This is a genomic window from Streptomyces malachitofuscus (assembly GCF_055571035.1).
In genome coordinates this window covers 265705-288963 of sequence record NZ_JBVIGA010000005.1, presented here as the reverse complement: position 1 = coordinate 288963, position 23259 = coordinate 265705, and the positions used below count along the sequence as shown (strand labels likewise).

General features: G+C 72.0%; 24 protein-coding genes, 1 tRNA gene and 1 pseudogene. 11 read left to right on the top strand and 15 right to left on the bottom strand.

What is annotated here, in order from left to right:
- Positions 1-8 precede the first annotated feature (8 nt).
- The gene (locus ACZ44S_RS09725; protein ID WP_466926455.1) at positions 9-716 is read right to left on the bottom strand and encodes a copper chaperone PCu(A)C domain-containing protein; all 708 of its coding nucleotides are present in this window, start codon (positions 714-716) and stop codon (positions 9-11) included.
- A 595-nt stretch (positions 717-1311) separates the two neighbouring features.
- Between ACZ44S_RS09725 and ACZ44S_RS09720 the strand changes: the two genes are divergently transcribed.
- The 6 genes from ACZ44S_RS09720 (at position 1312) to ACZ44S_RS09695 (ending at position 7884) form a co-directional block, all read left to right on the top strand.
- Positions 1312-1794: a CarD family transcriptional regulator gene (locus ACZ44S_RS09720; RefSeq protein WP_003953493.1), complete on the top strand. Its 483-nt coding sequence runs from the start codon at positions 1312-1314 to the stop codon at positions 1792-1794.
- A gap of 356 nt (positions 1795-2150) precedes the next feature.
- Positions 2151-2927 (top strand): 2-C-methyl-D-erythritol 4-phosphate cytidylyltransferase, encoded by a 777-nt coding sequence (gene ispD, locus ACZ44S_RS09715; RefSeq protein WP_466926453.1) that lies wholly within the window; start codon positions 2151-2153, stop codon positions 2925-2927.
- A complete protein-coding gene (gene ispF, locus ACZ44S_RS09710) occupies positions 2917-3420 on the top strand; it encodes a 2-C-methyl-D-erythritol 2,4-cyclodiphosphate synthase (RefSeq protein ID WP_466926450.1) in 504 nt (167 codons plus the stop codon). The genes ispD and ispF overlap by 11 nt, the downstream gene beginning before the upstream one ends.
- Before the next feature lie 133 nt (positions 3421-3553).
- Positions 3554-4954, top strand: a complete 1401-nt coding sequence (gene cysS, locus ACZ44S_RS09705; protein ID WP_466926448.1) for a cysteine--tRNA ligase — start codon at positions 3554-3556, stop codon at positions 4952-4954.
- A 156-nt stretch (positions 4955-5110) separates the two neighbouring features.
- Positions 5111-6052, top strand: coding sequence for a 23S rRNA (guanosine(2251)-2'-O)-methyltransferase RlmB (rlmB, locus tag ACZ44S_RS09700; RefSeq protein ID WP_190166468.1), 942 nt, complete (start codon positions 5111-5113; stop codon positions 6050-6052).
- Between the two features lie 182 nt (positions 6053-6234).
- Entirely contained in the window at positions 6235-7884 is a 1650-nt protein-coding gene (locus ACZ44S_RS09695) for a DoxX family membrane protein (protein WP_466926445.1), read from the top strand.
- A 92-nt stretch (positions 7885-7976) separates the two neighbouring features.
- Here ACZ44S_RS09695 and ACZ44S_RS09690 read toward each other — a convergent pair whose 3' ends face one another.
- The 5 genes from ACZ44S_RS09690 to ACZ44S_RS09670 form a co-directional block, all read right to left on the bottom strand.
- Positions 7977-8378 (bottom strand): VOC family protein, encoded by a 402-nt coding sequence (locus ACZ44S_RS09690; RefSeq protein WP_466926443.1) that lies wholly within the window; start codon positions 8376-8378, stop codon positions 7977-7979.
- A 112-nt stretch (positions 8379-8490) separates the two neighbouring features.
- Positions 8491-9222, bottom strand: a complete 732-nt coding sequence (locus ACZ44S_RS09685; protein WP_466926440.1) for a nucleotidyltransferase family protein — start codon at positions 9220-9222, stop codon at positions 8491-8493.
- A gap of 308 nt (positions 9223-9530) precedes the next feature.
- Entirely contained in the window at positions 9531-9986 is a 456-nt protein-coding gene (locus ACZ44S_RS09680; protein WP_466926439.1) for a hypothetical protein, read from the bottom strand.
- A gap of 201 nt (positions 9987-10187) precedes the next feature.
- A complete protein-coding gene (locus ACZ44S_RS09675) occupies positions 10188-11276 on the bottom strand; it encodes an ABC transporter ATP-binding protein (protein WP_466926436.1) in 1089 nt (362 codons plus the stop codon).
- 178 nt (positions 11277-11454) lie between these two features.
- Positions 11455-12456, bottom strand: coding sequence for a helix-turn-helix transcriptional regulator (locus tag ACZ44S_RS09670; RefSeq protein WP_466926433.1), 1002 nt, complete (start codon positions 12454-12456; stop codon positions 11455-11457).
- 114 nt (positions 12457-12570) lie between these two features.
- On the opposite strand from ACZ44S_RS09670, the gene ACZ44S_RS09665 reads away from it, so the two are divergent.
- Positions 12571-12984, top strand: coding sequence for a DUF3224 domain-containing protein (locus ACZ44S_RS09665; protein ID WP_466926431.1), 414 nt, complete (start codon positions 12571-12573; stop codon positions 12982-12984).
- Positions 12985-13071: 87 nt separating this feature from the next.
- Positions 13072-13145 (top strand) — tRNA-Thr (locus ACZ44S_RS09660).
- Positions 13146-13288: 143 nt separating this feature from the next.
- Here ACZ44S_RS09660 and ACZ44S_RS09655 read toward each other — a convergent pair.
- The 5 genes and pseudogenes from ACZ44S_RS09655 to ACZ44S_RS09635 all read right to left on the bottom strand — a co-directional run bounded on the left by ACZ44S_RS09655 (position 13289) and on the right by ACZ44S_RS09635 (position 17691).
- Positions 13289-13888, bottom strand: coding sequence for a hypothetical protein (locus tag ACZ44S_RS09655; protein WP_466926429.1), 600 nt, complete (start codon positions 13886-13888; stop codon positions 13289-13291).
- A 3-nt stretch (positions 13889-13891) separates the two neighbouring features.
- A complete protein-coding gene (locus tag ACZ44S_RS09650; protein WP_466926426.1) occupies positions 13892-14326 on the bottom strand; it encodes a hypothetical protein in 435 nt (144 codons plus the stop codon).
- A 195-nt stretch (positions 14327-14521) separates the two neighbouring features.
- Positions 14522-15418: an aminoglycoside phosphotransferase family protein gene (locus tag ACZ44S_RS09645; RefSeq protein ID WP_466926424.1), complete on the bottom strand. Its 897-nt coding sequence runs from the start codon at positions 15416-15418 to the stop codon at positions 14522-14524.
- Between the two features lie 43 nt (positions 15419-15461).
- Positions 15462-16434: pseudogene (locus ACZ44S_RS09640) on the bottom strand (zinc-binding dehydrogenase).
- A 96-nt stretch (positions 16435-16530) separates the two neighbouring features.
- A complete protein-coding gene (locus tag ACZ44S_RS09635) occupies positions 16531-17691 on the bottom strand; it encodes an FAD-dependent oxidoreductase (RefSeq protein WP_466926421.1) in 1161 nt (386 codons plus the stop codon).
- A 130-nt stretch (positions 17692-17821) separates the two neighbouring features.
- On the opposite strand from ACZ44S_RS09635, the gene ACZ44S_RS09630 reads away from it, so the two are divergent.
- Positions 17822-18499, top strand: a complete 678-nt coding sequence (locus ACZ44S_RS09630; RefSeq protein ID WP_466926419.1) for a pentapeptide repeat-containing protein — start codon at positions 17822-17824, stop codon at positions 18497-18499.
- 52 nt (positions 18500-18551) lie between these two features.
- Here ACZ44S_RS09630 and ACZ44S_RS09625 read toward each other — a convergent pair whose 3' ends face one another.
- Positions 18552-19211 carry a hypothetical protein gene (locus ACZ44S_RS09625; protein ID WP_466926416.1) on the bottom strand — a complete coding sequence of 220 codons (660 nt, stop codon included), beginning with the start codon at positions 19209-19211 and terminating at the stop codon, positions 18552-18554.
- Between the two features lie 67 nt (positions 19212-19278).
- Complete coding sequence (locus tag ACZ44S_RS09620) at positions 19279-19779, bottom strand: hypothetical protein (RefSeq protein WP_190166454.1); 501 nt, start codon at positions 19777-19779, stop codon at positions 19279-19281.
- Positions 19780-19830: 51 nt separating this feature from the next.
- Between ACZ44S_RS09620 and ACZ44S_RS09615 the strand changes: the two genes are divergently transcribed.
- Positions 19831-21255 (top strand): M1 family metallopeptidase, encoded by a 1425-nt coding sequence (locus ACZ44S_RS09615; protein WP_466926414.1) that lies wholly within the window; start codon positions 19831-19833, stop codon positions 21253-21255.
- A 112-nt stretch (positions 21256-21367) separates the two neighbouring features.
- On the opposite strand, the gene ACZ44S_RS09610 is transcribed toward ACZ44S_RS09615, so the two are convergent.
- A complete protein-coding gene (locus ACZ44S_RS09610; protein ID WP_030829245.1) occupies positions 21368-21943 on the bottom strand; it encodes a TerD family protein in 576 nt (191 codons plus the stop codon).
- A 150-nt stretch (positions 21944-22093) separates the two neighbouring features.
- Between ACZ44S_RS09610 and arfB the strand changes: the two genes are divergently transcribed.
- Positions 22094-22531, top strand: coding sequence for an alternative ribosome rescue aminoacyl-tRNA hydrolase ArfB (gene arfB, locus ACZ44S_RS09605; RefSeq protein WP_466926693.1), 438 nt, complete (start codon positions 22094-22096; stop codon positions 22529-22531).
- 193 nt (positions 22532-22724) lie between these two features.
- Here the strand turns inward: arfB and ACZ44S_RS09600 are convergent, their stop codons facing one another.
- Complete coding sequence (locus ACZ44S_RS09600; protein WP_466926412.1) at positions 22725-23195, bottom strand: GNAT family N-acetyltransferase; 471 nt, start codon at positions 23193-23195, stop codon at positions 22725-22727.
- Positions 23196-23259: the final 64 nt, after the last annotated feature.

The following is a 23259-nucleotide window of genomic DNA, read 5'->3' as shown; positions in this document are numbered from 1 at the left end:
GCGGCTGCTCAGTGGGTGGCCGGCTGGCTGGCCGAGGCTGCGTCGGAGGGGGTGCCGGAGGGGACCTCGGTGTCCGGGGCGCCGGAGGTCTCCGTGTCGCCCGGGGTGCCCTCGGCCTCGTCCGTGCTGCCCGCGGCCGGCTCCTCGGAGGACTCCGCCGACGGCTCCGTCGACGTCTCCGCGGAGGCGCCCGGCGCCGCCGGGATCTCGCTCGGGCCCCAGCTCTCGAAGAAGTTCTCGGCCGGGAAGACGAACGCGCGCAGGCTCACGTCACCGGTCTCGCTGAAGGTGAAGGTGACCTTCTGGGCGTTGCCGTCCTGGACGGCCTCACGGCTGCTGGGCAGGACGGCGGAGGCGTTGCCCTCGCCGCCCAGGATCAGCCTGCCGCCGGCCGGGACGGTGAGGCTGCCGCCCTCGGCGGGGGACAGCTCGGCGGTCTTGCCGGTGCCGGGGATGGTGACCGACTCCAGCGTCTGGTCGGTGTCGCCCTCGTTGAACAGCGTGGCCGAGACGACGGCCGGGCCGGTCGACTCGAGGTCGGGCTGGGTGACGACGATGGCGTTCTGGATCTTGATGTCGCCCACGGTCGTCGCGGCGTTGTCCGGCTGGATCTGCAGGGTCTGGGCGTTGTGGCCGGCCGCGCACGCGGAGAGCGAGGCGATCGAGAACGCGATGGCGGCGGCGGCGAGGGCGCCGCGTCGAAGGCTGCTGCTCACGGCGGCGGCAACTCCTTGACTCTAGCGTTTGGCGACCCGGGTAAAGCCGCCCTAAGTGTCTGTCAGCGGCCTCAGGTTACCGAGCCGTTCCCCCGCGTCCGCACCCGACCCTCCCCACACGGCGCAAGGATCGCCTCGGTAGCCCTCATGGAGGCACGGGTGACCCATGAGTAAACGTCGTCACTTCCGCCTTGCAGTTCCGGGCCATTCCGGTGATCGCGCATTTTCCGTGAAGGAATGATCGGGCGGCCGCGGAATTGATCACCGGCGCGGATCCTCACACCGTGTGATCAATTCCGGATTCGGCCGGAACCCGGCTCCGCTCACCGAACGGAGTAGCGGAAGTCGAGTGCTTGGAACCGGACATACGGGAAGAATCGCCTGCTCGGGCGAGCCTGTCGGCGCGTGTGACGTGCGCGATTCGCTTGCGTCGAAGAGCCGCTCCGACCTGCGAATACCTGCTTCCGCTAGGCGCCCGAAGCACGTTCCTGTTGCTGTTGTCAAGCCCCGAGAATGGCCCTGACCTGCGAAAACGCCATTCAGAAGACGCCGTATCCGTGTTACCCTGGATAGCCACGGAAGGGGTACCTGTCACATGACGTTCAAGGTTGGCGACACCGTGGTCTATCCCCATCACGGGGCCGCGCTGATCGAGGCTATCGAAACTCGCCAGATCAAAGGCGTGGACAAGACCTACTTGGTGCTGAAGGTCGCCCAGGGTGACCTGACGGTACGTGTGCCAGCGGACAATGCGGAGTTCGTCGGCGTACGTGATGTGGTCGGTCAGGACGGGCTGGACCGGGTCTTCGAGGTGCTGCGCGCACCGTATGCGGAGGAGCCCACGAACTGGTCCCGTCGTTACAAGGCAAATCTCGAGAAGCTCGCCTCGGGCGATGTCATCAAGGTCGCGGAAGTCGTGCGTGACCTGTGGCGTCGTGAGCGCGAGCGCGGTCTCTCCGCCGGTGAGAAGCGCATGCTCGCCAAGGCGCGTCAGATTCTGGTCAGCGAGCTGGCCCTCGCTGAGAACACCAACGAGGACAAGGCCGAGGCCCTGCTCGACGAGGTTCTCGCCTCCTGAGGCCGGACTCCTGAGCCACGGCCCGCTCGCTCGGCGGAGCGCAGCGGCCGGAACTCGGCAGCCATAACCTCAGCACATCGAAATGCCGCGGTGCCCGATGACGTCATGGATGTCGCCGGGCGCTGCGGCATGTCCGTACCCGGACACCGAACGTACGCTGCACGTGCGCCGTGGTGCGGAGTGTGGCATCGCTCACGTCTCCACCCCCGGCGTGCCGGGCCCGGGCGGTCGACTCGACCATGGTCACGGAAAGGGCTGGTCAAGGCGTCACGCCCGGCACTCCCCCCGCTCCGGGAGCAGGGGGTACGCCCAGGCCATACCCACGTAGGCCGAGCACACAAACCTGACAGGAACCGATGACTGACGATCCGCTCCCTCCGCCGTCGCCGAGCCCCGTCGCCGGCCGTACGGCCACCCGCACAGCGGCCGTGATCCCGGCCGCCGGCCGGGGTGTGCGCCTCGGTCCGGGCGCCCCGAAGGCGCTCCGCGCGCTGGGCGGCACGCCCATGCTCATCCACGCGATCCGCGCGATGGCCGACTCCCGTGCCGTCTCCCTGGTCGTCGTCGTGGCTCCGCCCGACGGCGCGGCCGAGGTCAAGACGCTGCTCGACGCGCACGCGCTGCCCGACCGCACCGACTTCCTCGTCGTCCCCGGCGGTGAGAGCCGCCAGGAGTCCGTGAAGCTCGGCCTGGACGCGCTGCCCGACGGGTACGACATCGTCCTGGTGCACGACGCCGCCCGCCCGCTCGTCCCGGTGGACACCGTCGACGCCGTCATCGAGGCCGTACGCGACGGGGCGCCCGCCGTCGTCCCCGCGCTGCCGCTCGCCGACACCGTCAAGCAGGTCGAGCCCGCCGCCGGACCCGGTGAGCCGGAACGCGTCGTCGCCACCCCCGACCGGTCCCTGCTGCGGGCGGTGCAGACCCCGCAGGGCTTCGACCGGGCCACCCTCGTGCGCGCGCACGGGACGGTGAAGGACAACGTCACCGACGACGCGAGCATGGTCGAACAGCTCGGCCTCACCGTCGTCGCCGTCCCCGGGCACGAGGAGGCCTTCAAGGTCACCCGCCCCCTCGACCTGGTCCTCGCCGAGGCGGTCCTGGCCCGCAGGAGGCTGAACGATGGCTTCTGAGCCGAGCCCCGCGTTCCCCCTGCCCCGGGTCGGCATCGGCACCGACATCCACGCCTTCGAGGAGGGACGCGAACTCTGGTGCGCCGGCCTCAAGTGGGAGGACGAGGGCCCCGGGCTCGCCGGACACTCCGACGCGGACGTCGTCGCGCACGCCGCCTGCAACGCCCTGTTCTCCGCCGCCGGCCTCGGCGACCTGGGACAGCACTTCGGCACCGGGCGCCCCGAATGGTCCGGCGCGTCGGGCGTGACCCTGCTGACCGAGGCCGCGCGCGTCGTCCGTGCGGCGGGCTTCCGCATCGGCAACATCGCCGTGCAGGTCGTCGGGCCCCGCCCGAAGATCGGCAAGCGCAGGGAGGAGGCCCAGAAGCTCCTGACGGAGGCGGCGGGCGCCCCCGTCTCCGTCTCCGGCGCCACGACGGACGGCCTGGGCTTCCCGGGCCGGGACGAGGGCCTCATGGCAGTGGCGACGGCGCTCGTCGTGCACGAGGGGTGACCGGGCGCGGGGCCGTGCCGCCATGCGGCTCCGCCGCAGGGGCGCGACCGGCCCCCACCGGCCCGTACGTGACGAACGACATCGATCCAGCGAGGCGCACCGCGCACCTTCCCGCGCCTACTACCCTGGTGCCGTGACTATTCGCCTGTACGACACCAGCGCCCGGCAGATCCGTGACTTCACCCCGCTCCGGCCGGGTTGCGTCTCGATCTACCTGTGTGGTGCCACCGTGCAGGCGGCACCCCACATCGGGCACATCCGCTCGGGCCTGAACTTCGACATCATGCGCCGCTGGTTCGAGTACCGCGGCCTGGAGGTGACGTTCATCCGGAACGTCACCGACATCGACGACAAGATCATCGCCAAGTCCGCCGAGCAGAACCGCCCCTGGTGGTCCATCGGCTACGAGAACGAGCGCGCCTTCACCGACGGCTACCACGCCCTCGGCTGCCTGCCCCCGACCTACGAGCCGCGCGCCACCGGCCACATCACCGAGATGGTCGAGATGATGCGCGGCCTCATCGAGCGCGGGCACGCCTACGAGGCGGACGGCAACGTGTACTTCGCCGTCACCTCGTTCCCCGAGTACCTGAAGCTGTCCAACCAGGAGCTCGACAACCTGCTCCAGCCCTCCGGCGAGGGCGAGACCGGCAAGCGGGACCCGCGCGACTTCGCGATGTGGAAGGCGGCCAGGCCCGGTGAGCCGAGCTGGGAGACGCCGTGGGGCCGCGGGCGGCCGGGCTGGCACCTGGAGTGCTCGGCGATGGCGCACAAGTACCTCGGCAGCGCCTTCGACATCCACGGCGGCGGCCTCGACCTGATCTTCCCGCACCACGAGAACGAGATCGCCCAGGCCAAGGCCTACGGCGACGAGTTCGCCCGGTACTGGGTGCACAACGCCTGGGTCACCATGAGCGGCGAGAAGATGTCGAAGTCGCTCGGCAACAGCGTGCTGGTCAGCGAGATGGTCAAGCGCTGGCGGCCCATCGTGCTGCGCTACTACCTCGGCACCCCGCACTACCGGTCGATGATCGAGTACAGCGAGGAGGCCCTGCGCGAGGCCGAGGTCGCGTTCGCGCGGATCGAGGGCTTCGTGCAGCGTGCCGTGGAACTCGCCGGGGGGCCGGTCGAGCCCGCCGCCGAGGTGCCGCCCTCGTTCGCCGAGGCGATGGACGACGACCTGGGCGTCCCGCAGGCGCTCGCCGTCGTGCACACCACCGTCCGGCAGGGCAACAGCGCGCTGGCCGCCGACGACAAGGAGGCGGCCGTCGCCCGGCTCGCCGAGATCCGCGCCATGCTCGGCGTGCTCGGCCTCGACCCGCTGGACCCGCACTGGGCCGGCGGGAAAGACCGCGGCGAGGACCTCCACGGCGTGGTCGACACGCTGGTCCGTATGGTCCTCGACCAGCGGGAGGCCGCCCGCGCGCGCAAGGACTGGCCGACCGCGGACGCCATCCGCGATCAGCTGGGCCAGTCCGGGCTGGTCATCGAGGACAGCCCGCAGGGACCGCGCTGGACCCTCGGCCGGGGCTGAGGAGCCCGGCCCCGGACAGGCGCCGACCTCGGCGTCCGATGATCGACTGTGCCGCCCGGGCCTCCGGGCGGCACACTTCACAGACACACGGGCACACGTCACAGACGTACGCACAGCAGCAGCACCGCCCACGACTTTCACGGAGACGGATACCTCATGGCCGCGAACAACCGCCGCATGTCCGGCAAGAAGGGCGCGCAGGTCGGCAGTGGCGGCCAGCGACGCCGGGGCCTGGAAGGCAAGGGGCCGACGCCGCCCGCCGAGATGCGCAAGGGGCACGCCAAGCAGCGTGCCGCCCAGGCGAAGGCGCGCCGCGCCCAGGGCCGCACCCCGCAGCGGCGCGGCGGGGGCCGCTCGACCTCCGAGCTCGTCGTCGGCCGCAACCCGGTCGTCGAGGCGCTGCGCGAGGGCGTGCCCGCGTCCACGCTGTACGTCCAGCAGTTCATCGACAACGACGAGCGGGTGCGCGAGGCGCTCCAGCTCGCGGCCGAGCGCGGCGGCATCAACCTCATGGAGGCGCCGCGTCCCGAGCTCGACCGGATGACCAACGGCCTGAACCACCAGGGCCTGGTCCTGCAGGTCCCGCCGTACGAGTACGCGCACCCCGAGGACCTGGTCGCGGGCGCCCACGACGAGGGACAGGACCCGCTGATCGTGGCCCTCGACGGGGTCACGGACCCGCGCAACCTCGGCGCGGTCGTCCGGTCCGTCTCGGCGTTCGGCGGTCACGGCGTCGTCGTGCCCGAGCGGCGTGCCGCCGGGATGACCGCCGGTGCCTGGAAGACGTCCGCGGGCACGGCGGCCCGTACGCCCGTCGCCCGCGCCACCAATCTGACGCGCGCGCTGGAGGCGTACAAGAAGGCCGGCATCACGGTCGTCGGCCTGGCCGCGGACGGGGAGGCCGAGCTCGGCGACCTGGAGGCACTGAGCGGGCCGGTCGTCATCGTCGTCGGCAGCGAGGGCAAGGGGCTGTCCCGGCTGGTCGGCGAGACCTGTGACGTGCGGGTGCGGATCCCGATGCCGGGTGGCGCGGAGTCGCTCAACGCCGGTGTGGCGGCGGGCATCGTGCTGTACGAGGCGGCGCGGCTGCGGAGCTGATCGCCGGGCGGTGTGGCGGGCGGGGGCGAGCCTCGGGCTTGTACGCGCGTTCGGTCGCGTCACCCACATGGAGTATTTCGGGTGGTCTGTACGAGGCCCGTACGAGGTCCGTACGATCTTGACGCGGTCCGGACACATCCGGCCGGTCAAGGCAGTGTCCTAACGCCATGTCACTCGGTTAGATGAGTGTGGACACCAGAACACCCCGCACACCCACGGGGGACCGCTCGTCGGGACTCGACGACGCTCCCGCGCTGAGCATGGTGAAGGTGCCGAGCGATCCGGCGCAGGTCATCGTCAATCACGTCAGCTTCCGCGTGCAGCTGGGCGCCTCGGCGCGGCGCGCCCCCTCGCCGCGGATCGCACGGCACGTCAGTGCCGCCGCGGACACCGCCCGCATCCCCGTCGTCACCAGTGTGGGCACGGCGGGAGCGGCCGCCGCCCGCCGTCGGCCCGTGGTCTGGAGCGGCCGGTCCGCACCCGACGACACCGGCGCCCACCGACTGCTCCAGGCCGTGCGGCAGCACGAGGGCGTCCGCCACGCCGACGACCTGTTCACCGACACCGGAGCCACCCAGGCCCTGCCCCGCGTGGGCGCCGGGTACGACGACGGCCCGGCCACCCGGACGCTCGAGACCCCGCTGGTCGCCGCCCCCCGCCGCCCCGCCGACGGGCCCCTGCTGCCGCCGATGCGCACGGTCGGCAGCGCCTACGACGAACCCGGCTACGACCACGACTACGGCGACCCGGGCCACGACGACGAGCTCGTCCACGACGACGCGTTCGAGAGCACCGGCCGGCGCGGCAGGCGGCACGGCGACGACCCGGGCCGGCACGCGTACTACCCCGGCCGCCGGATGAACCTCGGCGTCGTCCTGCTCCCGCTGCGCGTGTTCCTCGGCGGCATCTCCGTCTACGCCGGGATGAGCAAACTCTGCGACCCCCTCTACTTCGAGGGCGGCGAGCGCGGCTCCATGGTCAAGTGGCTGCACACCCTGCACCCCTGGGAAGCCGCGGAGCCGCTGCGCCAGTTCGCCCTCGAACACCCCATCGGCTCCGGTCTCGCCATCGCCTTCGCCCAGGTCGTCGTCGGTGTCCTGACCGTCCTCGGCTGCTGGCAGCGGGTGGCCGCGGTCGTCGGGGCGGCGCTCTCGGCGGCGCTGCTGGTCACCGTCAGCTGGAAGAGCGTCCCCGCGTACGAGACGCCCGACATCATCTACCTCGCGGCCTGGTCGCCGCTGATCATCGCGGGCGCCCCCGTCTACTCCGTCGACGGGCGCCTCGCGAGCGGGGCCTGGCGCCGGCTCGGCCCCCGCGCGGACATCTGGGACCTGCGGCGCCACGTCCTGCGCCGCGGCGTCCTCATCACCTTCGTGGTGTGCGGGCTGAGCATGCTCGTCGGCTCGCTGCTCGGCGGCGCGGTCCGGGACGCCGACCGTGTGGTCGTCCCCGAGCCCGGCGAGGCCCCGCGCAACGAACTCCCGGGCTCGCCGCTGCCGGAGGAGTCGGGCGAGCACCGGAAGGAGGAGCGGGCCCCGTCCGCCTCCACCTCGCCCACGCAGGGCGCCACGTCGGGCTCGGCGAGCCCGACCGCCGGAACCACCCCCGGGGCGACCCAGGGCGCCGGTTCCGTCACCGGCGCGCCCAGCCAGACCCAGGGCAGCGCCGGCCAGGCCCCGCCCCAGCAGTCCTCCCCGGCGGGCCGGGCGCCCAGCACCACCTCCGGGCCGACCTCGGGCGGCGGTGCGTCCGGCGGCAGCGGCGGCACCCCGAGCGGCGGCAGCGGCGGCTCCTCCGGGGAGCCGGGCCTCGTGGGCGGCCTGCTGGGCTAGGGAACGCAACCCGTACGACCACGGGGTCCCGCACGGTTCGTCCGTGCGGGACCCCGTCGCCATGGAGCGGTGCTACGGCCGGGCGGCGGCCTTCATGCCCCGCCCGTCCGCCCGCGTTGGCGCAGCGCGATCCGGTTGCCGTCCGGATCGACGGCCTCGATGCGCACACCGAACGGATAGTCCTCCGGCTCGGGCTGATCGAAGGTCACCCCGCGGTCGCGCCACACGGCGAAGTCCTTCCGCAGGTCGTCCGACTGCAGGAAGACCGTGCCGAGCGCCGTGCCCGGCTCCTCCCCGGCCGGCTGCCCCGCGGCCGCGGCCTGCGGCCAGAGGATGAACTCCAGAGCGCTGCCCGGGACGCCCACCGTGAGAAAACGCCCCTCGGGGCCCGGATGGTCCACGCGCTTCTCCAGGCCGAGCTGGTCCGTGTAGAACCTCAGAGCCCGGTCCTGGTCGGTCACGTTGATCGTCACGTACATGACGTCGGTCAGCATGGTGCGGTCCGTCCTTCCTGTCACCTGTCCGACGCGGCGGTGCCGCCCCGTCATGTCACTGACGGACGGCACCCGGACGATGTGACGGGCGGACGGAGGGAGAACAGCGACATCAACGGCTCTGTGCCGCCAGCTCCTTCGCCGCCTCCGTGAGGTCCTTCGCGGTGTCGATCGCCCGCCAGTAGGAGCCCTGGGGGATCGGGAACCCGGCGAGGCGCCGTTCCCGCGCGAGGTGCGGGAACGTGGTGCGCTCGTGGTCGCCGCGCTCCGGGAGCAGGGCGGCGAAGTCGGGGGAGAAGACGTACACACCCGCGTTGATCTCGAACGTCGACGGCGGGGCCTCGATGAAGTCCGTGATGTGACCGAAGCCGTCGGTGCGCACCGCGCCCCACGGGATGCGCGGGCGGGCCAGGGCGAGGGTCGCGACGGCGTCCCGCTCGGTGTGGAAGTCGGCCATGTCGCGCAGCGAGAAACGGGTCCAGATGTCGCCGTTGGTGGCGTACCAGGGCCGGTCCGGGTGCGGGAGGTGCGCGGCGGCGTACTTCAGGCCGCCGCCGCGGCCCAGAGGTTCCGACTCGACGACGGTGGTGACGGAGACCGGGAGCTCGGTGGTCTCCAGCCACTTCTGCAGCACCTCGGCGAGGTGGCCGCAGGAGACGACGACGTCGGTGACGCCCTCCTCGGCGAGCCAGGTGAGCTGGTGGCCGATGATCGGGGTTCCCGTGCCGGGGATCTCGACCATCGGCTTGGGGCGGTCGTCGGTGTACGGGCGGAGCCGGGAGCCCTGGCCGCCTGCCAGGACGACGGCTTGTGTGGGGCGGGTGGCGGCGCGCGGGTCGGTCATGCCCGCACTTTACGCGGCGCCGGGCGGGCGGGTGTGGGCGGTTGTGGCTCGGCCGTGCTGTGTGGGCGCCCGGTGTTGGTGCTGGGCGGGGGGTGGTGCGCAGCCCGGCGTGGGCGGGGTGCCTCCCCCACTCTCGGCTCCGCTCGAGCGGGAGGTGCCCCCATGAGCGGGGGGACCCCCATCGCCCACCCGTGCCGCCCTGGGGGTACCTCCCAGGCCTTTGGGGCACGGGGGGAGGCACGATTGCCCGCAGCTGGGACGGCGGGACTGCCTCGCAGTGGGGGCGGTGTGACTGCCCCCAGCGGCTGTTAGCTGTTGGCTGTTACTACTCCTGCTGCGAAGGATGTGTCGCAGACCGGGCGGGCGTAGGACTGGGCCTTGGTGGGGCCGTAGACGCGTACCGCTGCGCGGCCGAGGGAGCGGGCGATGGAGGCGCAGTGCTTCGCCAGGGACGGGCGGTCGTTCACGGCCTGCTGGAGGTGGGTGAGCGCCGCGCCCGGGTTCTCCTTCTGGAGCTGGACCAGCAGCTTGTCGCGCAGCACGTCCTGCGGCGCGCGGGCGCCGGTCCGTGACGAGGCGCCGGAGGCGGAGGTGTCGGCGGCGGTGAGCACCGGGCTCGAGGGAGCTCCCGACCAGTTGACCCGCGCGACAGCGAGAGTCCCGGAGAGCACCAGGACGACGGGCAGAACGAGGGCGAGGGAGCGGCCGATCCGACGGGCGGGGCCCCGGCCGCGTCGCGTCTGAGGGGTAGTGGAGTGCTTCACGCGAGTGAGGGTAGCGCCCGGTAGCGGTGAGAAAACATTCCGTCACCGTTACGGGGGACAGTGAACCCTTGATTCCGGGCGGCGTGTTGACGTGTGCGCCCGAAATGCCCGGTGTGCCGGGGTATTTGTCGACAACGTGAGGGGCCCCGCAGTGCTCTGCGGGGCCCCTCACGTCAATACCGTCGCTGCGGACGGCCTGCCTCAGTCGGACAGGCGCGCACCGGTCGACGTCGAGAACACGTGGGTCTCGCCCGAACGCGGCACGACGTGCAGCTCGCTGCCCTTCTCCGGGACGTCACGGCCGCCGACGCGGACCACGATGTCCTTGACCTCGCCGCCGACCTGCGCGGTGCCGTACACGAACGCGTCGGAGCCCAGCTCCTCCACGACGTTGACGGTGACCGCGACGCCCTGGTCGGAGTCGGCGCCGGCGACGTCGAAGTGCTCGGGGCGGACGCCCACGGTGACGGTCTTGTCGCTGGTCGCGGAGAGCGCGTCACGCTGCACCGGCACCACCGAGTTGCCGAACTTCACGCCGCCGTCGGCGATCGGGACCTCGATCAGGTTCATGGCCGGGGAGCCGATGAAGCCGGCGACGAAGAGGTTCGCGGGCTTGTCGTACATGTTGCGCGGGGTGTCGACCTGCTGGAGCAGACCGTCCTTGAGGACCGCGACGCGGTCGCCCATGGTGAGGGCCTCGACCTGGTCGTGGGTGACGTAGACCGTGGTGATGCCCAGGCGGCGCTGGAGCGAGGCGATCTGCGTACGGGTGGACACACGGAGCTTGGCGTCCAGGTTGGACAGCGGCTCGTCCATGAGGAACACCTGCGGCTCACGCACGATGGCGCGGCCCATCGCGACACGCTGGCGCTGACCGCCGGAGAGCGCCTTCGGCTTGCGGTCCAGGTACTCGGTGAGGTCCAGGATCTTCGCGGCCTCTTCGACCTTCTGCCGGATCTCCGCCTTGTTGACGCCGGCGATCTTGAGCGCGAAGCCCATGTTGTCGGCGACCGTCATGTGCGGGTACAGCGCGTAGTTCTGGAACACCATGGCGATGTCCCGGTCCTTGGGCGGCAGGTGCGTGACGTCGCGGTCGCCGATGCGGATGGCGCCGCCGTTGACGTCCTCGAGCCCCGCGAGCATGCGGAGCGAGGTGGACTTGCCGCAGCCGGACGGGCCGACGAGGACGAGGAATTCGCCGTCCGCGATCTCGATGTCCAGGGCGTCGACGGCGGGCTTGGTCGAGCCGGGGTAGACCCGGGTCGCCTTGTCGAACGTGACAGTGGCCATGGTGAATGGTCCCCTTCTACCGGCAGGAACGTGCCGGACGATCCGAGTAGGAAGGTGTTGCCACGACGGGTGTTCCGTTGTGGTGTGGTCCACATGAGTGAACTGGCTCAGGACCGTACCTGGCGTTCACCTGGTCTGTCAGTAGTTCCAGGGCTGTGAATTTCGCGGAAACTTTCGATCAAGGAGGTGACTGTTCGGTTTCGTACGCGATCACCTCGCTCGCATAGCGGTCCGCCAGCACCGCCACCGCCGCCGCGACCGCCTGCCGCAGCCCCGCCGGGCCGAGCACCTCCGCCTCGACGCCGAGCCGCAGCAGATCGCCCGTCGCCACCGCCTCCGACTCCACGGCCAGTTCCACCTCCACCCAGCCCTCCCCGTCCGGCGGCCCCGCGTCCGCCAGCGCCCGCGCTCCCGCCGCCCCGAACTGCATCGGCAGCAGCTTCTGCCCGCGCGGTGACAGCCGCAGCCGGGCCGTGCCGTGCCGTATCGCCGCCTCCATCCGGCGGGAGGACTCGGTCCAGTAGGCGGCCAGGTCGAACCCGGCGGGCCGGGTGAACTCCTCGCCGGTCTCCGCCACCGCCTGGAACCGCGACACCCGGTAGGTGCGCACCGCGTCCTCCGCCAGCGCCACCAGGTACCAGATGCCCCCCTTCAGCACGAGTCCCAGAGGACACATCTCCCGGTGCACCTCGCCGCGCCAGCGCCGGTAGTGGGTCTCCAGCACCCGCTGCTCCCACACCGCCCGCGCGATCGGCTCCAGATGCGGTACGGGGTCGGCGTCCCGGAACCAGGCCGGCGCGTCCAGGTGGAAGCGCTCGCGCACCCGCCGCGCCTGCCCGGCCAGTCCGCCCGGCAGGGCCGCCTCGATCTTCAGCTGGGCGCTCGCCAGCACGGCGCCGAGCCCGAGATCCCTGGCCGGCCCCGGCAGCCCCGCCAGGACCAGCGAACCGGCCTCCGCGTCCGTCAGTCCGGTCAGCCGGGTTCGGTAGCCCTCCATCAGGCGGTAGCCGCCCTCGGGCCCGCGATCGGCCCGCACGGGCACCCCGGAGGCGCCGAGCGCGTCGATGTCCCGGTAGACGGTGCGGACCGACACCTCGAGCTCCGCCGCCAGTTCGGGTGCGGTCATCCGGCCGCGGTTCTGCAGCAGGAGGAGCAGGGAGAGTAGCCGGTCGGCACGCATGGGAGCCATTGTCCCGGCGTACCTGACAGAAGATGTCAGGTACGGGGGACAGAGTGGCGGGACGCGTCGGTTCACCGCGGAGGACGCGTCGGTTCAGCACGGAAGGGAACTCCCATGCCCGCCACGACCAAGATCACCGGACACTTCACCTTCGCCGACTGGAAGGAGAGCCCCGTCACCCCCGAGGGCGCCTTCCCCCGGCTCGCGCACGCCACGGTCACCAACGCCTTCTCGGGCGGTATCGAGGCCGAGTCCACCACCTGCGACTACACGGTCACCTACCTCACCGGGGCGGTCGGCACCTTCGCGGGCATGGAGCTCCTCACCGGCCGTGTCGACGGCCGCGCGGGCACCTTCGCCCTCGAGGAGCGCGGCCGCTTCACGAGCGACGGCACCGTCCACTGCACGTTCGAGGTCGTCGAGGGATCCGGCACCGAGGAGCTGACGGGACTGCGCGGCACGGGCGGATTCACCTACCGGCACGGGGAGACGAAGGTGCCGTACGCCTTCGAGTACGACGTGGAGTGAACGGCGGGGGTCCGGCTCCCACAAGTGCGTGGCTCGGCGAAACCGGCACTGTGTACAGTGGACCAGCCTTCGCGCGCGCCGCGCGGTGCCTCCTTAGCTCAGTTGGCCAGAGCAACGCACTTGTAATGCGTAGGTCGTCGGTTCGAATCCGACAGGGGGCTCCGAGAAACCCCAGGTCACATAGCTCTTGACCTGGGGTTTTCTGCTGCTCGGGGCAGGGCGCGTCACACGGCCGGGCGGCCGTGGACGGGCATGCGTGGGCATGGCCCTCCGAGGTGACCGACGGTCGTGCCCGCGCTTGCGGTCACTTCTTCACGTACAGCACCTGGTGGAGGAGAGGAATGTCCGCGCCCCCGCGATATTCCGCGCGGCACAGGTACTCGGTCCAGCGGCCTTCCGCAATTCCTTTTTCTCCCTGGGACTTGCAGTAGGCCAAGTCCGAGGTGCCCAGCCATGAGGCCTCGTAGACGAATCCCTCCGGCGGGTTCCATCCTGCGGGAAGCCGCTGGGCGGGACCGCAGTCGGCATAGGGAGCGGCACTGCCACGGCAGATCTTGAGGAGCGTCGAGGCGCCGGCGTATTCACGGTATACCGGGAGCGACCCGGCATCGCAAAGTGTCGCCAGTTTTGTCATCGGTCCGGGGAAAGAGCCCAGAAGCGGCTGGGTCACCAGCGAATAGCATTCCGAACCGGTGCTCCGGAGTTCCCCGTCGATCGCGCTCTTGCCGTCGAGCGGACGGATCAGACCGGAGGCGCTCGCGTCCCTGTGGGTGACGGACCACTCGGACGTCGCTCTGGCGTCACTTCCCGTGGCCGTGTCGGCCGCGGTGGCCGTCGCTGCCGCGGAAACGGTGAGCAGGGCACCGGCGGTGGTCGCCGCGGCGATCCATGTGCGCATGTGCATCGGTCAGTTCACCCCTTGCTTCACGGGCCAGGAAGTGAGGGAGACCGCTTCTCCACAGTCCTGGGTGTCCTCGGTTCCGCTGCATACCTTCAGGGAGCCGGTGGTCGTCGGCCAGTACGGATCCAACCGGATGTCGACAGGTGCCGACCCGGTGCCGCACTGAGTGACGCGTTTGGTGTAGGGGTGGGTGACGAAGTCGTACGTCCACCGCACCCAGATCGAGTGGCACGCGGATCCGGTGTTGCGCAGCTTTCCCGTGATGACGAGTGCCGAACCGATTCCGCTGCTGCTCTTCTCGGTCCATCGCGTACCGGATGCGGTGGAGGATTTGTGGCTCGCGGACCACTCGACGGCGGCGGTCGCCGATGTGTCGAGAGTGTCGGCGGTTGCCGTCGGCGCGGCACCCATGCACAGAGCTGCCGCAGTAAGGCCGGTCACGCCTAAGATTGCGCGTTTCATGGTTTTCAATTCGTTCCCCTCGAATTGATGGAATGACTCGAGGGGTGTACATGCGTGTGGTCGACACACCCCCCGGTACGCGATCAAAAGCCTCACATATGTGATCGTGCTCGCACAAGGGTCAGCGACCATTTACGACCACCGTGGCCAGTTATCGCCCTCGGTGGGGTCCGGCTATGCCGTACCGCCGCGCAGTCGGCGGGCGATCTCCAGGTCGTTGTCGTCCAAGGGCCGGCCTTCCTCCGTTTCCCACAGACAGTTCTGCAGCAGACGCCCGTAGGTCCACGCGCGCGCCCGCGCGCGGTCCAGGCCGAGGACGTCGGTCATGGCGTCGAAGCGCCAGCGGATGTCCTCGGCGTCGAAGTTGTTGGCCAGCGCGGGCCACAGGTCGAAGCCGGGGTCACCGGCCAGGGGCTTGGGGTCGATGGCCAGCCAGGGGGCGCGGTCTGCGGCGAGGACGTTCTCGTCGTGCAGGTCCCAGTGCAGGAGGCGGTCGCCGGGTTCGTCGGCGACCTCGCGCACGGCGGCCGCGCAGTCGGCGACGAGGCGGCGGGCCGCCGGGTCGGGGATCCGGTCCAGCGCCCGGGGGGTCCGCTCCAGCATGGACGCGGCCATGTCGCCCAGGCGGCGCATGCCCTCGGGGGCCGGGGTGGCGTGGAGATGGGCGAGGAGCCGGGCGATCACCAGGACACCCTCGTGCACATCGGGCCGGTGCGCGAGCATCCGGGAGGAGTCCAGGCGCTCCAGGAGCATGGTGCCGGTGGGCTCGTCGTGGTCGAGGAGCCGGACCGCTCCGTCGCCGTTCCACAGGCGCAGGGCGGTCGGCTCGCCCTCGCTCTCGTGGTCGCGGATCTGGAGCTTCAGCACCGCGGGTGTGCCGTCCGCGCGGTCGACCGGCAGGACCAGGGCGCTCACGCCGTGCATGGGCGCCCCGGTGACGCGCAGCTCCCAGCGGTCCAGGAACTGCGCCGTCAGGTCCGGCAGGGCGGCGATGAAGGCCCGGCCGGCCTCCTTGTTGAACTTTTCCTGGGCGGCGGCGAGTTCCGCGGGGATGTCGATCACTTCTCGCACGGTAGTGGTGCACGGGCGCCGGGTCCCGCGGTTTTCGAGGGCGCTACGGCTCCAGGACGACCTTTCCGGTCGTGCCCCTGTTCTCCAGGGCCCGGTGGGCGGCGGCGGCCTCGGAGAGCGGGAAGCGCTGGACGGCGGGGGTGAGCCTGCCCTCGGCGGCCTCGGCGAGGGCGCGCAGTTCGAGGGTGCGGACGGGGTTGGGGCCGCCGGCCCTGCGCATCATCTCGGGGCCGAGGACGTTGAGCGAGACGCCCTCGACGAGGTACGGGCGGTCGCTCTCGATCCCCTCGGCCGACCAGCCGAAGACGACGTGCCGGCCGTCCGGCGCGAGCAGACCGACCCGCGCGGGCGACATCGCCGCCCACACCGTCGTACACGACGGTGACCTTGCCGCGGTGGCCCTCGAGCCGCTCGGTCCAGTCCGGGGCGGTGTAGTCGACGGCGAGGTCGGCGCCGCCCGCCGCCACGCGTGCGGTCTTCGCGGGGCCGCCCGCCAGGCCGATGACGGTGGCGCCGGCGTTCCTGGCGTACTGCACGAGGAGCGTGCCGATGCCGCCGGCCGCCGCCGGGACGACGACCACGTCACCGGGGCCGGGTTCGGCGAACTGCACGATCCCCATCGCCGTACGGCCCGTGCCGATCATGGCGACGGCCTCGGCGAAGTCCAGCCGCTCGGGGATCTCGTGCAGCCGGTCGGTGCCGGTGACGGCCAGCTCGGCGTAGCCGCCGGGCGCGAAACCGAGGTGGGCGACCACGCGGCGGCCGAGCAGCTCCCGGGGGACGCCCTCGCCGAGCGCGTCGACGACCCCGGCGACCTCGCGGCCGGGGACGGTCGGGAGCGTGGCCGGTGCCGGGCCGGGGCCCTGCATGCCCCTGCGCAGGGCGGCGTCCAGGAGGTGCACACCGGCCGCCCGGACGGCGATGCGGACCTGGTCCGGGCCCGGGCGCGGGTCCTCGACCTCCTCATAGGCGAGGTTCTCGGCCGGGCCGAAGGCGTGCAGACGGATGGCGTGCATGTGGGCTCCCCCAAAGTCGGTGCCGCCGGTGCCGGTGCGCGGCGTCGGGTGCGGCGGCGCCGGAGTGTGCGCCGCCACGGCCCCCACGGTGCGACCTCAAGCATGCTTGAGGTCAAGCGCGTTCCTGCCGAGCGCGAGCGAGACGGCCGTCAGCGCGCTGTTGAAGGACACCTCAGAGAGCACGCCGGGCGCGGCGACCTGGTCACCGGCGAGGTAGACGCCGTCCCCGCGGTCGACGGCGGGCCGGTCGCGCCAGCTGGTGCCGGGCAGGTCGACGGCGCCGGTACGGCCGTTCGCCACCGCCTGCCGCCGCCAGGTGACCCGCTCCCGCCAGCCCTCGTAGGCCAGGTCCAGCAGCGCCTCCGCGCGGGCGGTGCCGTCCGCCTTGGACTCGTGCGGGGCGATGGGGATCTGGCCCTGGATCAGCTGCTCGCCGGCCGGGGCGAGGGTGCGGTCCTGGGCGGTGAAGCGCTCCAGCCAGCCCGGTGCGTCGAGGTCGGACACGGCGAACGCGTCGCCGCGCCGGGTGCGTACGGCGAGGTCGACCAGGACGGTACGGCCGCTCGGCCAGGTCAGCGAGGCGTCGCCGAGGAGACGGCGGGCGGCGTCCAGCGAGGTGGCGACGACCACGGGCGTGTCGGTGGGCACGGCGTCGACCCGGGACAGCGTCTCCATCCGCACACCCAGGTTCCACGCGCGGGCGGCCATCCGGTCGATCAGCCCGCCCCAGCCGCCGCGCGGGTAGTGGGCCTCCGGGGGCAGCTTGGTGGCGCGGCGCAGGCGCTCCTGCACGAACGCGGCGGACAGCGAGCCCGGGTCGTGGTGGAACAGGGCGACCGCCGCGTAGTGGGCGGCGGCCCGCGCGCCCTCCTCCCCGGCGATTCCGGTGGCCCAGGTGAGGAAGTCGGTGTCGACGGGGGCCTGCGTGCCGCCGCGGCGCAGCAGCTTCAGCATCGCGAAGGGCGGGGTGCGGCGCAGGACGCCCCGGTGGCGCAGGCGCAGCCGGGCCGCCTCCAGGGGCGGGAGCGGGGCGAGCGGTCCGATGAGGCCGCGCTGCCGCAGCCAGGCCCAGTGCGGGCCGCCGTTGTAGAGGGCGTGCGGTCCCTCGTTCGTCCGGTAGGGGCCCTCGGCGGTGCGGGCGCGGCCGCCCAGCGTGTGGTGGGCCTCGTGGACGGTGACCTTCGCGCCCGCCTCTGCCGCGGTGATGGCCGCGGTGAGTCCGGCGAAGCCGCCGCCGATGACGGTGATGCGGTGCATGTCTGGGGGTCTCCCTCGGTCGGTCGCTTCCGGCTGTGTGGATGAGACGCAGCGAGAACCCCGGAATGTGACATGCGTGGCGTTTTCCCAGGTCAGGCTGATTGTCAGTGGTGAGGTGCAGCATGGGGCCATGGCGAGGAGAGCGGCCGGTGGTCCGGGAGTGAAGGCGGCGCGGCGCCCGGAGCTGCGGCTGCCCGCGCTGGAGCGGTACGAGGGGGGTGGGCTGGAGCCGGACGGGGACTACGACGGGCTGGAGTTCGGGGCAGCGGATCTCGTGGGGCAGGACGGCTGCGGGGCGCGTTTCATGGACTGCGCGCTGACGGAGTGCGCGCTGGACGAGACGCGGCTGTCCCGTGCGCGGGTGCTGGACTCGGTCCTGGCCGGGGTCCGGGGCGTGGGCACCGACCTCGCGGAGGCGACCCTGCGCGACGTCGAGCTGACCGACGCACGGCTCGGGGGCACGCAGTTGCACGGGGCGTCGCTGGAGCGGGTGCTGGTCCGCGGCGGCAAGATCGACTTCTTGAATCTGCGCGGGGCCGGGCTGAAGGACGTGGTCTTCGAGGGCTGTGTGCTGGTCGAGCCGGACTTCGGCGGGGCGCGGCTGGAGCGCGTGGAGTTCGTGGACTGCGCGCTCAAGGGCGCGGACCTCTCGGGTGCCACGCTGAAGGACGTGGACCTGAGGGGCGCCGCGTCACTGGAGATCGCGAGGGGGGTGGACCGGCTGTCGGGGGCGGTGATCAGCACGGCCCAACTGCTCGATCTGGCGCCCGTGCTGGCGGGGGAGCTGGGGATCCGAGTGGAGGGGTGAGCGGGGGAGGGGACAAGGGGCCGGGTCGGGGGATGGGGCCCGGGCCCAGGGCTCACTCCCCGTACCACCCCCACGCGCCCGCTCCTTCGGACGGGTCGAAGGACTGGTGCAGTGCGATGAGGGCGTTGATGAGACGACCGTCGACGTCGGTCCCCGGCATGCGGTACTCCTCGGCCACCGCGCGGAAGACGAGGTGCGCCCGGTGCGAGCCGTCCCGCCAGATGACACGCCGGGGCGGGCGGATCCCGCCGTCGCCCTCGCCCAGCAGGGTGGTGACCAGCCATACGAGGCTGAAGGGAAGTCCCACGGGCCACCACAGCGCCCACCACAGCAGGCGGCCCTCGTACCCGCGGAGGGTCCGTCCGGCGACGGGTTCCACGGTCCAGCGTCTCCGGCCGGGGCGGAAGGCCCGCCGGCGCCGCAGGGTGATCCGCCCGAGCGGCGCACCGGCCGGGTCCCGGACCTCGTACACGGCAGGGCGCCCGCTCAGCCGGGAGCCCAGGGGCTGCGCGGTGACCACCCGGGCGAGCGGGGCGCCGTTCTCGGCGTGGAGGTGGAAGGCGCGGACGGAGTGGAGCCGGTCGGAGGCGGGGCCGTCGGCGTCACGGGAGAGCCGGACGGCCGGCCCGAGTGCGTCCGGCGCCCCCTCCCGGACGACGGCCGGCGGGTACACGGTGTGGTGCATCCGGTAGGTCGCAGGACCGTGCGCCACTGCTCGCCCCCTCCGTCCGTGGTGCCGCTTCCGGGAGCGATGCTCTCATCGTCGTGATCGACAGCCGTCAGGGGATCCTCGGGAAGCGGGCCTGGAGGGTCCAGACGGCCGGGTTCTCGGCGAGGTCGTCGTGGAGGTCGGTCAGGTCGGCGAGGAGGTCGTGGAGGAAGTCGCGGGCCTCACGGCGCAGTTCGGAGTGGGAGAAGGTCAGCGGGGGCTCGGAGGCGGGGAGCCACTCGGCCTCGATGTCCACCCAGCCGAAGCGGCGCTCGAACAGCAGCCGGTCGGTGGACTCGGTGAAGTCCAGCTCCGCGCGCTGGGGCCGCGAGGCGCGCGAGCCGGCCGGGTCCCGGTCGACGCGCTCCACGATGTCGCACAACGCCCACGCGAAGTCGAGCACCGGCACCCACCCCCAGGCGGTGGACAGCTCCCGGTCCGACTTGGTGTCCGCGAGGTAGACGTCGCCGCAGAACAGGTCGTGGCGCAGGGCGTGGACGTCCGCGCGGCGGTAGTCGGTCTGCGGGGGGTCGGGGAAGCGGTTGGAGAGGGCGTAGCCGATGTCGAGCACGTGGGTGATGGTGTCACGGCACAGCGCACCGGCCCCTCATAGGATCCCGACGTGCGACCTTTCCGCCCCCGCCGGGCCTCCCGCGCCGTCGCCGCCGTCCTGCTCGCGGTGCCGGCGGCCGCGTGCGCGAGCGGCTCCGGGCCCGGTGCAGGCGGGGCCGGCGGGGCCGGTGCGGGCGACCCGTACTTCCCCAAGTCCGGCAACGGCGGCTACGACGTCACCCACTACGCCCTCGACCTCACCTACGACCCGCGCGACCGCCGTCTCACCGGCACCGCGACGATCGACGCCCGCGCGACGCAGGACCTCGGCGCGCTGAACCTGGATCTCGAAGGGCTCGACGTCGAGGACGTCACCGTCGGCGGCACGGCCGCGCGGTGGAGCCGTGCGGGCCAGGAGCTGACCGTCCGGCCGCGCGACGCACTCGCCCGGGACGCGCGGTTCCGTGCCGTCGTCCGCTACTCCGGCGCCCCGAGGACCGTCACCGACCCGGACGGCTCCGAGGAGGGCTGGCTGCCCACCGTCGACGGCGCGCTGGCCCTGGGGCAGCCGACGGGCTCCATGGCCTGGTTCCCGGGCAACCACCACCCCTCCGACAAGGCGACGTACGACATCGCGGTCACGGTTCCGAAGGGGCTGCGGGCGGTGTCCAACGGGGAGCCCGCCGGTGAGGAGACCGAGGGGGGCCGCACGACCTACCGGTGGCGTGTCGGCGAGCCGATGGCGAGCTACCTCGCCACCGTCGCCATCGGCCGGTACGAGATCGACCGCACCAGGACCTCCGACGGGCTGCCCGTGTACACGGCCGTCGACCCCGGACAGGCGGAGGCGAGCCGCACGGTCCTGGCACGGATCCCCGAGGTCGTGGCGTGGGCGGAGCGGACCTTCGGGCCGTACCCCTTCTCCTCCACGGGCGCGGTCGTCGACCGCCCGGAGGACGCCGGATACGCCCTGGAGACGCAGAACCGGCCCGTCTTCCCCGGCGCCCCCGACATCCTGCTGCTGGTCCACGAGATCGCCCACCAGTGGTACGGCAACTCCGTGACCCCGCGGACGTGGCGGGACATGTGGCTCAACGAGGGCTTCGCGACGTACGCGCAGTGGCTGTGGCAGGAGGACCACGGCGGCGACACCGCGCAGGAGACCTTCGACCTGCTGTACGCCGGTTCCTACTTCCCGGACGCGGCGACCAACGAGGCGCTCTGGGCCTTCCCGCCCGCCGAGCCGCCGGACGCGGCGCGCATCTCCGCGACCCCTGTGTACTGGCGCGGCGCGATGGTCCTGCACAGGATCCGGCGGACGGTGGGCGACGACGCCTTCTCCGCCCTCCTGCGGGGCTGGGCGGAGGCACACCGTCACGGCACCGCGGACACCGGCGACTTCACGGCGTACGTGGAGAAGTCGGCGCCGGACAAGGAGTTCGGCCGGATCTGGGAGGACTGGCTGCACGGGGAGGGGCGGCCGGACAGGGCGTGAGGCTTCCCGTGGCTCAGGACGTGTCGCGTCATCCCCTCGGGGAGGTCTCGGTGCGCGCCGGAGCCCCCGGCCGGAAGCCGGGCCGGGGGCTCCGTCATGCGGGTGGGGTCCCTCAGACGTTCACGCCGAAGTCCTGGGCGATGCCCACGAGGCCCGAGGCGTAGCCCTGGCCGACCGCGCGGAACTTCCACTCCGCACCGTTGCGGTACAGCTCGCCGAAGACCATGGCGGTCTCGGTGGCCGCGTCCTCCGAGAGGTCGTAGCGGGCGATCTCGGCACCGCCGGCCTGGTTGACGATGCGGATGTAGGCGTTGCGCACCTGGCCGAAGTTCTGCGAACGGTTCTCGGCGTCGTAGATGGAGACCGGGAAGACGATCTTGTCGATGTCGGCCGGGAGCGCGGCCAGGTTGACGTTGATCGCCTCGTCGTCGCCGGCGCCCTCACCCGTGCGGTTGTCACCGGTGTGGACGATGGTGTTGTCCGGGGTCTGCTTGTTGTTGAAGAACACGAAGTGGGCGTCCGAGTAGACCTTGCCCTGCGTGTTGACCGCGATCGCCGAGGCGTCGAGGTCGAAGTCCGTGCCGGTGGTGGTGCGGACGTCCCAGCCGAGGCCCACGGTGACGGCGGTCAGGCCCGGAGCCTCCTTGGTGAGCGAGACGTTGCCACCCTTGGACAGGCTTACAGCCATTGTTGGGAGTCCCTTCCCTCGTTTACGTACGGCTAGAAGCTACAGCTACCACCTTGAACGCGGAGAGGGGTACGCGAGGTTCCAGCTCGCTTTACTTTCTTTACTTGGGTCCGGATATTCGGATGACGTGGCCCTGTCGTTCGCGGGAACCTGTACGGCATGTCCGGTCCCCATGTCATCCGTGGCTCCGTCTCCCTGCCCGAGGCCGAGCTCATGTGGCGTTTCTCGCGGTCGTCCGGGCCCGGTGGACAGCACGTCAACACCAGTGACTCCCAGGTCGAACTGCGGTTCGATCTCGCCCGCACCGAGGCGCTGCCCGAGGTGTGGAAGGAGCGGGCGCTCCAGCGGCTGGCCGGGCGGCTGAACGATGGCGTGATCACTGTTCGCGCTTCGGAGCACCGCTCTCAGTGGCGCAACCGTGAGGCGGCGGCGGTGCGCCTGGCGGCGCTGCTCGCGGAGGCGACCGCGCCGCCGCCGAAGCCGCGCCGGCCCACGCGTATTCCGCGCGGGATCAATGAGCGGCGGTTGCGGGAGAAGAAGCAGCGGTCCGAGACGAAGCGGGGGCGCTCCGCGCGGGGGTGGGGGTGACGTCCGGGGTGTCTCCCCGGTGCCCCCTGTGCGCGGGGTCGGGCCGGAGGTCCTGGGGCGCGTGTTGTCCTGTCCCTGCGGGTCCGTCGGGGCTGGTCGCGCAGTTCCCCGCGCCCCTGGGGGGTGGTCCGGCCGTGGGTTGGCAGGGGGCCCTGGGGGGGTGGTTCGGTCGTGCGGTTCGCAGGGGGCGGGTTCAGGTCAGGGGGAGTACGCCGACCGTCTCCTTCTCCACGGTCTCGCCGGTCCTGCGGAAGCCCAGGGTCAGGTAGAAGTTCTCGGGGCCCTTGTCGCCGGGGTGCCAGGTGACGTGGAGTTCCTTGGTGCCGCGGCGGCGGAGTTCCTCGGCGACCGCCTGCACGGCGAAGCGGCCGTAGCCCTTGCCCTGTTCCTCGGCCGCGATGTTCAGCCGCCACAGGCCGGAGCGGACGGAACTGCCGTCGTCGTGCCAGTCGATGTCCAGGAACGCCATCAGGAAGCCGACCGCGCGGTCGCCGTCCATGATCAGACGGGGCCAGGCGGAGCCGGCGTGGACGTACGCCTCGGCGAGGGACTTCACGACCGGGGCGACGGCGAATTGCTGATCGGGGCGGACCCGTATGGCGAGGGCGGCCTCGAGGTTCTTCGGGGTGATCTCTTCGAGGCGGGGGGCCGTGGTCGTTGTCACCCCGGCACCCTAGGCAGCGAAATCGCGTTCCGTAAAAGGGATTTCGGGAACGTCGGCGAAGCAT

Bases quoted from the DNA above. Each gene is read 5' to 3' on its own strand.
- ACZ44S_RS09720 (WP_003953493.1), top strand. From the start codon at position 1,312: ATGACGTTCAAGGTTGGCGACACCGTGGTCTATCCCCATCACGGGGCC.
- ispD (WP_466926453.1), top strand. From the start codon at position 2,151: ATGACTGACGATCCGCTCCCTCCGCCGTCGCCGAGCCCCGTCGCCGGC.
- ispF (WP_466926450.1), top strand. From the start codon at position 2,917: ATGGCTTCTGAGCCGAGCCCCGCGTTCCCCCTGCCCCGGGTCGGCATC.
- rlmB (WP_190166468.1), top strand. From the start codon at position 5,111: ATGGCCGCGAACAACCGCCGCATGTCCGGCAAGAAGGGCGCGCAGGTC.
- ACZ44S_RS09695 (WP_466926445.1), top strand. From the start codon at position 6,235: ATGAGTGTGGACACCAGAACACCCCGCACACCCACGGGGGACCGCTCG.
- ACZ44S_RS09690 (WP_466926443.1), bottom strand. From the start codon at position 8,378: ATGCTGACCGACGTCATGTACGTGACGATCAACGTGACCGACCAGGAC.
- ACZ44S_RS09685 (WP_466926440.1), bottom strand. From the start codon at position 9,222: ATGACCGACCCGCGCGCCGCCACCCGCCCCACACAAGCCGTCGTCCTG.
- ACZ44S_RS09675 (WP_466926436.1), bottom strand. From the start codon at position 11,276: ATGGCCACTGTCACGTTCGACAAGGCGACCCGGGTCTACCCCGGCTCG.
- ACZ44S_RS09670 (WP_466926433.1), bottom strand. From the start codon at position 12,456: ATGCGTGCCGACCGGCTACTCTCCCTGCTCCTCCTGCTGCAGAACCGC.
- ACZ44S_RS09665 (WP_466926431.1), top strand. From the start codon at position 12,571: ATGCCCGCCACGACCAAGATCACCGGACACTTCACCTTCGCCGACTGG.
- ACZ44S_RS09655 (WP_466926429.1), bottom strand. From the start codon at position 13,888: ATGCACATGCGCACATGGATCGCCGCGGCGACCACCGCCGGTGCCCTG.
- ACZ44S_RS09635 (WP_466926421.1), bottom strand. From the start codon at position 17,691: ATGCACCGCATCACCGTCATCGGCGGCGGCTTCGCCGGACTCACCGCG.
- ACZ44S_RS09630 (WP_466926419.1), top strand. From the start codon at position 17,822: ATGGCGAGGAGAGCGGCCGGTGGTCCGGGAGTGAAGGCGGCGCGGCGC.
- ACZ44S_RS09610 (WP_030829245.1), bottom strand. From the start codon at position 21,943: ATGGCTGTAAGCCTGTCCAAGGGTGGCAACGTCTCGCTCACCAAGGAG.